This window comes from Kitasatospora sp. NPDC057518 (assembly GCF_042802075.1).
GTDB lineage: Bacteria > Actinomycetota > Actinomycetes > Streptomycetales > Streptomycetaceae > Kitasatospora.
This window is the reverse complement of the sequence record NZ_JBHVEU010000514.1, coordinates 1-6,014: the sequence shown is the minus strand read 5'-3', so window position 1 is coordinate 6,014 and position 6,014 is coordinate 1. Positions and strand designations below refer to the sequence as shown.

General features: G+C 76.0%; 7 protein-coding genes. 4 read left to right on the top strand and 3 right to left on the bottom strand.

Annotation, left to right across the window (positions count from 1 at the left end; all coding sequences use genetic code 11):
• Nucleotides 1-55 precede the first annotated feature (55 nt).
• Nucleotides 56-1,243, bottom strand: a complete 1,188-nt coding sequence (locus tag ACFU7Z_RS34735) for an MFS transporter (protein WP_380781986.1) — start codon at nt 1,241-1,243, stop codon at nt 56-58.
• A 134-nt stretch (nt 1,244-1,377) separates the two neighbouring features.
• Between ACFU7Z_RS34735 and ACFU7Z_RS34730 the strand changes: the two genes are divergently transcribed.
• Entirely contained in the window at nt 1,378-1,710 is a 333-nt protein-coding gene (locus ACFU7Z_RS34730) for a helix-turn-helix transcriptional regulator (protein WP_049661305.1), read from the top strand.
• 159 nt (nt 1,711-1,869) lie between these two features.
• Nucleotides 1,870-3,102, top strand: a complete 1,233-nt coding sequence (locus tag ACFU7Z_RS34725; protein WP_380781984.1) for an alpha/beta hydrolase family protein — start codon at nt 1,870-1,872, stop codon at nt 3,100-3,102.
• Nucleotides 3,103-3,229: 127 nt separating this feature from the next.
• Here the strand turns inward: ACFU7Z_RS34725 and ACFU7Z_RS34720 are convergent, their stop codons facing one another.
• Together ACFU7Z_RS34720 and ACFU7Z_RS34715 are read right to left on the bottom strand one after the other, a co-directional pair.
• Nucleotides 3,230-3,652 carry a tautomerase family protein gene (locus ACFU7Z_RS34720; protein WP_380781982.1) on the bottom strand — a complete coding sequence of 141 codons (423 nt, stop codon included), beginning with the start codon at nt 3,650-3,652 and terminating at the stop codon, nt 3,230-3,232.
• Between the two features lie 72 nt (nt 3,653-3,724).
• Complete coding sequence (locus ACFU7Z_RS34715) at nt 3,725-4,426, bottom strand: SDR family oxidoreductase (protein WP_049655318.1); 702 nt, start codon at nt 4,424-4,426, stop codon at nt 3,725-3,727.
• A gap of 160 nt (nt 4,427-4,586) precedes the next feature.
• Here ACFU7Z_RS34715 and ACFU7Z_RS34710 point away from each other — a divergent pair, with 160 nt between their 5' ends.
• Nucleotides 4,587-5,210 carry a TetR/AcrR family transcriptional regulator gene (locus tag ACFU7Z_RS34710; RefSeq protein ID WP_380781980.1) on the top strand — a complete coding sequence of 208 codons (624 nt, stop codon included), beginning with the start codon at nt 4,587-4,589 and terminating at the stop codon, nt 5,208-5,210.
• Nucleotides 5,211-5,247: 37 nt separating this feature from the next.
• Nucleotides 5,248-5,964: an HAD family hydrolase gene (locus ACFU7Z_RS34705; protein WP_074006296.1), complete on the top strand. Its 717-nt coding sequence runs from the start codon at nt 5,248-5,250 to the stop codon at nt 5,962-5,964.
• The last annotated feature ends 50 nt before the right edge of the window (nt 5,965-6,014 follow it).

Genomic DNA, 6,014 nt, shown 5'->3' with positions numbered 1-6,014 from the left:
GTCCGGCAGGCCGCCGGACCGGGGCACGGGCCTCTGCCCGGGCGCAGGTCGTCCCTCAGGCGCGGGACGGCTCCTGCCGCGGGGCCGGGGCCGACGCGCGGGCGGCCCGCTCGTCGCGGGTGGTCGCCGCCGCGACCGCGCACGCGGCCAGCGCCAGCGCCGCCGCCGCGAACGGGAACCAGCGCCCGCCCAGCACCGCGATCGCCGCCGAGCCGGCCACACCGCCGACCGCCGTCCCCAGGTACAGGGCGCTGCTGTTCAGCGAGATCAGCAGCGGCGCGTTGGCCGGGTCGATCGACGCCAGCCGGTGCGGCAGCGCCACCGACACCGCCCACCCGGCCAGCGGCACCACCACCGCGTAGGCCAGCGCCCCCGGCATGGTGAGCCCCAGCCAGGGCAGCGCGGCGAACGCGGCCGCGGCCACCGCCGAGCCGGTCAGCAGCACCCGCCGCACCCCGAGGCGGTCCACCAGGCGCCCGCCCAGCCAGCTGCCGGCCACCGACATCACACCGCTGGTCAGCAGGACCAGGCTCAGCCGGTCGGCGTCGCCGCCGGTGGCGCCGGACACCGCGGTGGACAGGTAGATGTAGACGCTCTGGAAGGCGAGGAAGAACACCAGCGTGGTGGCGGCGGCGCCCAGCACCCGGCGCCGGCCCAGCGGCGCCAGGCGCGCCGCGAGGGTGGGGGCGGCGGCGGGGGCGGGCAGGTCGCGCAGCAGCGCCGCCAGGCCGGCGAAGGCGGCCACGCCCAGGGCGGTGACCAGCCACATCGTCATCCGCCAGTCGGCGCGCCCGATCCAGGTGCCCAGCGGCACCCCGAGGGCGGTGGCCACCGTCATGCCGCCGAGCACGGTGGCCAGCGCCCGGCCGCGCCGCTCGGGGGCGACCAGCGTGGTGGCCACCGCGTTGGCGGTCGGCGTGTAGAGGGCGGCGCCGGCCGCCGCCAGCACCCGGGTGGCCAGCAGCAGTTCGTAGGTGGGGGCGAGCGCGCTGAGCGCGTTGGCCGCGCTGAACACGACGAGCGCGGTCAGCAGCAGGCGCCGGCGCGGCCAGCGGGCGGTGAGCGTGGCCAGCACCGGGGCCAGCAGCGCGTAGCCGAGGGCGAAGACGGTGACCAGCTGGCCGGCGGCCGGCACCGACACCCCCAGGTCGGCGGAGATCGGGCCGAGGATGCCGGCGAAGACCATCGAGTCGGTGCCCATGGCGAAGGTGCCGAGGGCGAGCAGGAGCAGACGAACGGGCACGGGAGGGCCCCCCGGGACACAGGAACGGATTGTTGGATAAGCATGCAACAGTTGGACGCTCGTCAAACACTCGGGGATTGGTGGATGATTGTCAAACCATCTGTGTCCCCCCGGCGGCCCGAGGAGCGTGCGCCATGACCGACGACGAGCGGCTTCCCCAGCCCGCCACCGCCGACATCGACCTCGTCACCGTCCTGCACGCCCTGGGCGACCCCGTGCGCATGACCCTGCTGCTCAGCTACGCCGACGACGCCGAGCACTCCTGCGGCCCGCGCGACCTGGGCCTGGACCACCTCCACAAGTCGACCGTCTCCCACCACATGCGGGTGCTGCGCGAGGCCGGCGTCACCACCACCCGCGTCGCCGGGCGCAACCGCTTCGTCAGCCTGCGCCGCGCCGACCTCGACAGCCGCTTCCCCGGACTGCTCGACGCGCTCCTGGCGGCCCAGGCGGCCCCCGCGCGGTAGGGGGTCGGCTCTGGGTTTTCTGCTGCCGCCGCGGGCCTATGCCCGCGGTCGTACGGCGCGGCGGCGGCTCCTGCCCCCGGCGGACGCGCCCGGGCGGGGCCCGGCGGCACGGTGGACGGGCACGCCGCCCGCCGACCCGATCGCCGCAGGAGCACGCCCGTGACCAGAACCCAGCCCGGCCTCCCGTCCGGTTCTCCGTCCGGCCGTCCGCCCAGCCGTCGGGGCGTGCTCGGGGCGCTCGCCCTGGGCGCCGCCGGCGCCGTCGCCGGCGGCGGGCCCGTGCGCGCCGACGCCGTACCGGCCGACGCCGTACCGGCCGACGCCGCGGGGTGGCCCTGTCTGAGCCTGCCCGCGCCCACCGGCCCCCGCCCCGTGGGCACCGCCCTGCTGTACCTGGACGACCCGGCCCGCACCGACGCCTGGGCCCCCGCGCCGCGCCCGCGCGAACTGCGCGCCCGCCTCTGGTACCCCGCCGCCCCGGGTGCCCGGGGCCCGTACGCGCCGTGGATGAGCCCCGCCGAGACCGCCCACCTGCAGGCCGACTACTTCGCCGTCCCCGGCGCCCGCCTCGCCTGGCCCGCCAGCCACGCCCGCCCGGACGTGCCCGCCGACCGCACCCGCCGCCACCCCGTGGTCCTCAACTCCCACGGCTCCGGCGCCGACAGCGCCTTCAACACCGCGCTGGCCGAGGAGCTCGCCTCCCACGGCCACGTCGTCGCCGCCGTCGACCACACCTACGACGCCGGGGAGGTCGAGTTCCCCGGCCACCGCCTGGAGGTGCGCGACAAGGCCCGCGTCCAGGCGATGACCGACGCCGCGATCGTCGCCTACCGCGCCGCCGACGTGCGCTGCCTGCTCGACCGCCTGGCGGCCGGCCCGCTGCCCGCCGGCCTGGACGGCGCCCTCGACCTCGGCGCCGTCGGCATGTTCGGCCACTCCATGGGCGGCGCCACCACCGCCCACGCCCTGTATGAGGACCCGCGCATCCGCGCCGGCGCGGTCCTGGACGGCCCCCTGTTCGGCCCCGCCGCCACCGCCGACCAGACCCGCCCCCTGCTGCTGATGGCCTCCGCCTGGGACAGCCCCGCCCGCGACGCCATGTGGGACACCCTGTGGCCGCACCTGACCGGCTGGCGCCGGCGCCTGACCCTCACCCGCTCCGGCCACCTGTCCTACTGCGACCTTCAACTGCTCGTCCCCCAGGGGCAGTCCGTCTTCGCCTGGCCCGCCGACCGGCTGGAGCACTTCCTCGGCACCGGCGACCCGCAGCGCGCCGTCGCCGCCCAACGCGCCTACCTCACCGCCTACTTCGGCCTCCACCTGCGCGGCATCCCCGCCCCGCTGCTGGACGCCCCCGCGCCGCAGTGGCCCGAGGTCCGCTTCGACGCGTGAACCCCCGCCGCCGGCAGGGGCGTTCGGCCCGCTAAGCGGCGCCCCGAGGTCCGGGATCGTGGCGTCTCGCGCCGCCACCGCCACCGTCGGGATCGACGATGGCGGTGTCGGCGCGGGAGCGGGCGCGTCAGTACGGGAGCGGGCGGTTCTCGCGGGCCCACAGCTTCTCGGTCTCGCTCTGCTCCGGGGGCGGGGTGAGGCCGTCGATCATCCACAGGTTCCGCGGCGTCTCGTCGACGTGGAACTCGCAGTACAGGCCGCGGTCGGTGGTGTGGGGCGCGAGGAGGGCGGCGAGCGCCTCGCGGGTGCGCCTGCGCAGGTCCGGGTCCTCGGTGTGGCGGGCGATGTGCTCGACCACGACGCGTACGGCCGCGTCGTGCGGTTCGCCGCCGACGTGGAAGGAGTCGGCGGCGACCTCGTGGAAGAGGACCACCACGTAGAACCTCGGCAGTCCGAAGCGGGTGTAGAAGCCCGTGATGTCGGTGGAGAGCTGCTTCTTCTGCCCGGGGTCGTAGGTGCCGGGCGGGTGGTAGACGTGCCACAGGGGCATGGCGGTTCCTCCTGGTCGTCGGTCGGGTCGGGGTTTTTCGTCGTCGGTCGGGCCGGTGGTCCCGCCGGGGTGTCAGCGGCGGCCGAGGACGGCCAGGTCGTCCACGGGGCCCGACAGGGCGGCCTTCAGGGCCCGGGTGGCGTCGTCGACCAGCACCTCGTGCTCGCCGCGCTCGACGCCGTCCAGGACGGCGCGGGCCACCTCGGCGGGCGGGATCTTGTCGACCGGGACGGCCGCGACCATCTCGGTGTCCGCGAAGCCCAGGTGCACGCCGACGACCTGCGTGCGCTGGGCGGCGAGTTCCAGGCGCAGCGAGTTGGTCAGGGACCACAGCGCGGCCTTGGAGGCCCCGTAGGCCCCGGCCCCGGCGCCCCAGGACAGCAGCGAGTGGATGTCGACCAGCGCGCCGCCGCCGCGGGCGGCCAGCACCGGGGCGAAGGCCTGGGCGATGCGCAGCGGGCCGAGCACGTTGGTCTCGAAGGTGTCCCGGACCAGCGCGAGGTCGGCGCTGAGCAGCGGCGCCGGGTACAGGACGCCGGCGTTGTTGAAGACGATGTCGACGTCGTCGGCGCGGGCCGCGAGGGCGGCCACCGAGGCGTCGTCGGTGACGTCCAGCGCGAGGACCTCCACGCGCGGGTCCTCGCTGGTGTCGGGGGTGCGGGCGGTGGCGTAGACCTTCTTCGCGCCGCGGGCCAGCAGTTCCGCGGTGAACGCCCGGCCCAGGCCCCGGCGGCCTCCGGTGACCAGGGCGGTGGAGCCTTCGATCACGGTCATGGTGCATCTCCTCGCTCTCGGGGCGGCACCGGCCGTCGCCGGCGGGTGCCGCAGCGTTTAGATTATTACCATCATCTAAAGGGGATGGGAAAGTGGACGCACCAAGTGGAAGCACCGACCGGACGCACCACGCGTCGTACGAGAGGGAAGGAGCCGCGGCATGCCCCGCGTGTCCCGCGCCGAGGCCGAACGCACCCGCAGCCGGGTCGTCGACCACACCGCCCGCCTGATCCGCGAGAAGGGCGCCGACCAGGTCAGCGTCCCCGAGGCGATGGCCGCCGCCGGACTCACCCACGGCGGCTTCTACCGGCACTTCGCCTCCAAGGACGACCTCCTCGCCGAGGCCCTCACCGCCGCCTTCACCGAACGGCGCGACGCCATGGAACAACTCGCCGACCAGCCGCCCGCCCGGCGCACCCCCCGCGCCGAGTTCCTCCACCGCTACCTGTCCGAACTCCACCGCGACCACCCCGGCCACGGCTGCGCCGCCGCCGCCCTCGCCGCCGACGCCGCCCGCACCGAACCCGGCACCCCGCTGCGCACCGCCTACACCGCCGGACTGCGCGACCTCGTCGACGCCCTGGCGGCCCTGCCCGAACCCGCCGAACGGCAGGAGGCGCTCGCCGACCTGTCCACCATGGTCGGAGCACTGCTGCTCGCCCGGGCGAGCCAGGACCCCGACCTGTCCGGGGAGTTCCTGGCCGCCGCCCGCCACCGCCTGGCCGTCGACGACGGAGACGGGGGCGGAGACGGAAACGGGAGCGGGGAGCCGGCGACCGCGTAGGGTCCGTACGTACGTGGACCTGGCGAAAGGACGGACCGTGCCGATCAGAGGCGTGCTCTTCGACGTCGACGACACCCTGTTCGACTACTCGGGCTCGGAACGGGCGGGCATCCTCGCCCACCTGCGCCACCTCGACCTGCTGCGCCGCGTCCCCGACCCGCAGACGGCGGTGGCGCTGTGGCGCGAGATCCTGGACGAGCAGTACGCCCGCTTCCTGGCCGGGGAACTCACCTTCACCGGCCAGCAGCGCGAACGCGTCCGCCGCTTCCTCGCCCGCCTCGGCGAGGACACCGCCGCCATGCCCGACGAGGCCGCCACCGCCTGGTTCGCCGGCTACACCGCCCACCGCGACGCCGCCTGGACCGCCTTCCCCGACGCCGCCCCCGTCCTCGCCGCCCTCGCCCCCACCCACCGGCTCGGCATCGTCTCCAACGCCCCGATGGACCAGCAGCGCCCCAAACTCCACGCCACCGGCCTGCTGCACCACTTCGCCGACACCGCCCTCGTCGGCTCCGACCGGCCCGGCGAGGCCAAACCCGCCCCCGCCATCTTCCTGACCGGCTGCGCCCGCCTGGGCCTGCCCCCGCACGAGGTCGCCTACGTCGGCGACAGGTACGACCTGGACGCCCTCGGCGCCCGGGGCGCCGGCCTGCGCCCCTTCTGGCTCGACCGCGCCGCCTCCCGCACCCCGGTCGACGACGGCATCCACGTCCTGCACACCCTGGCCGAACTGCCCGCCGCCCTGCGGACCTGAGCCGGGGCCGCCCGGTCGCGCACCAAGAAGGCCCGCCCCACTAACAGCGA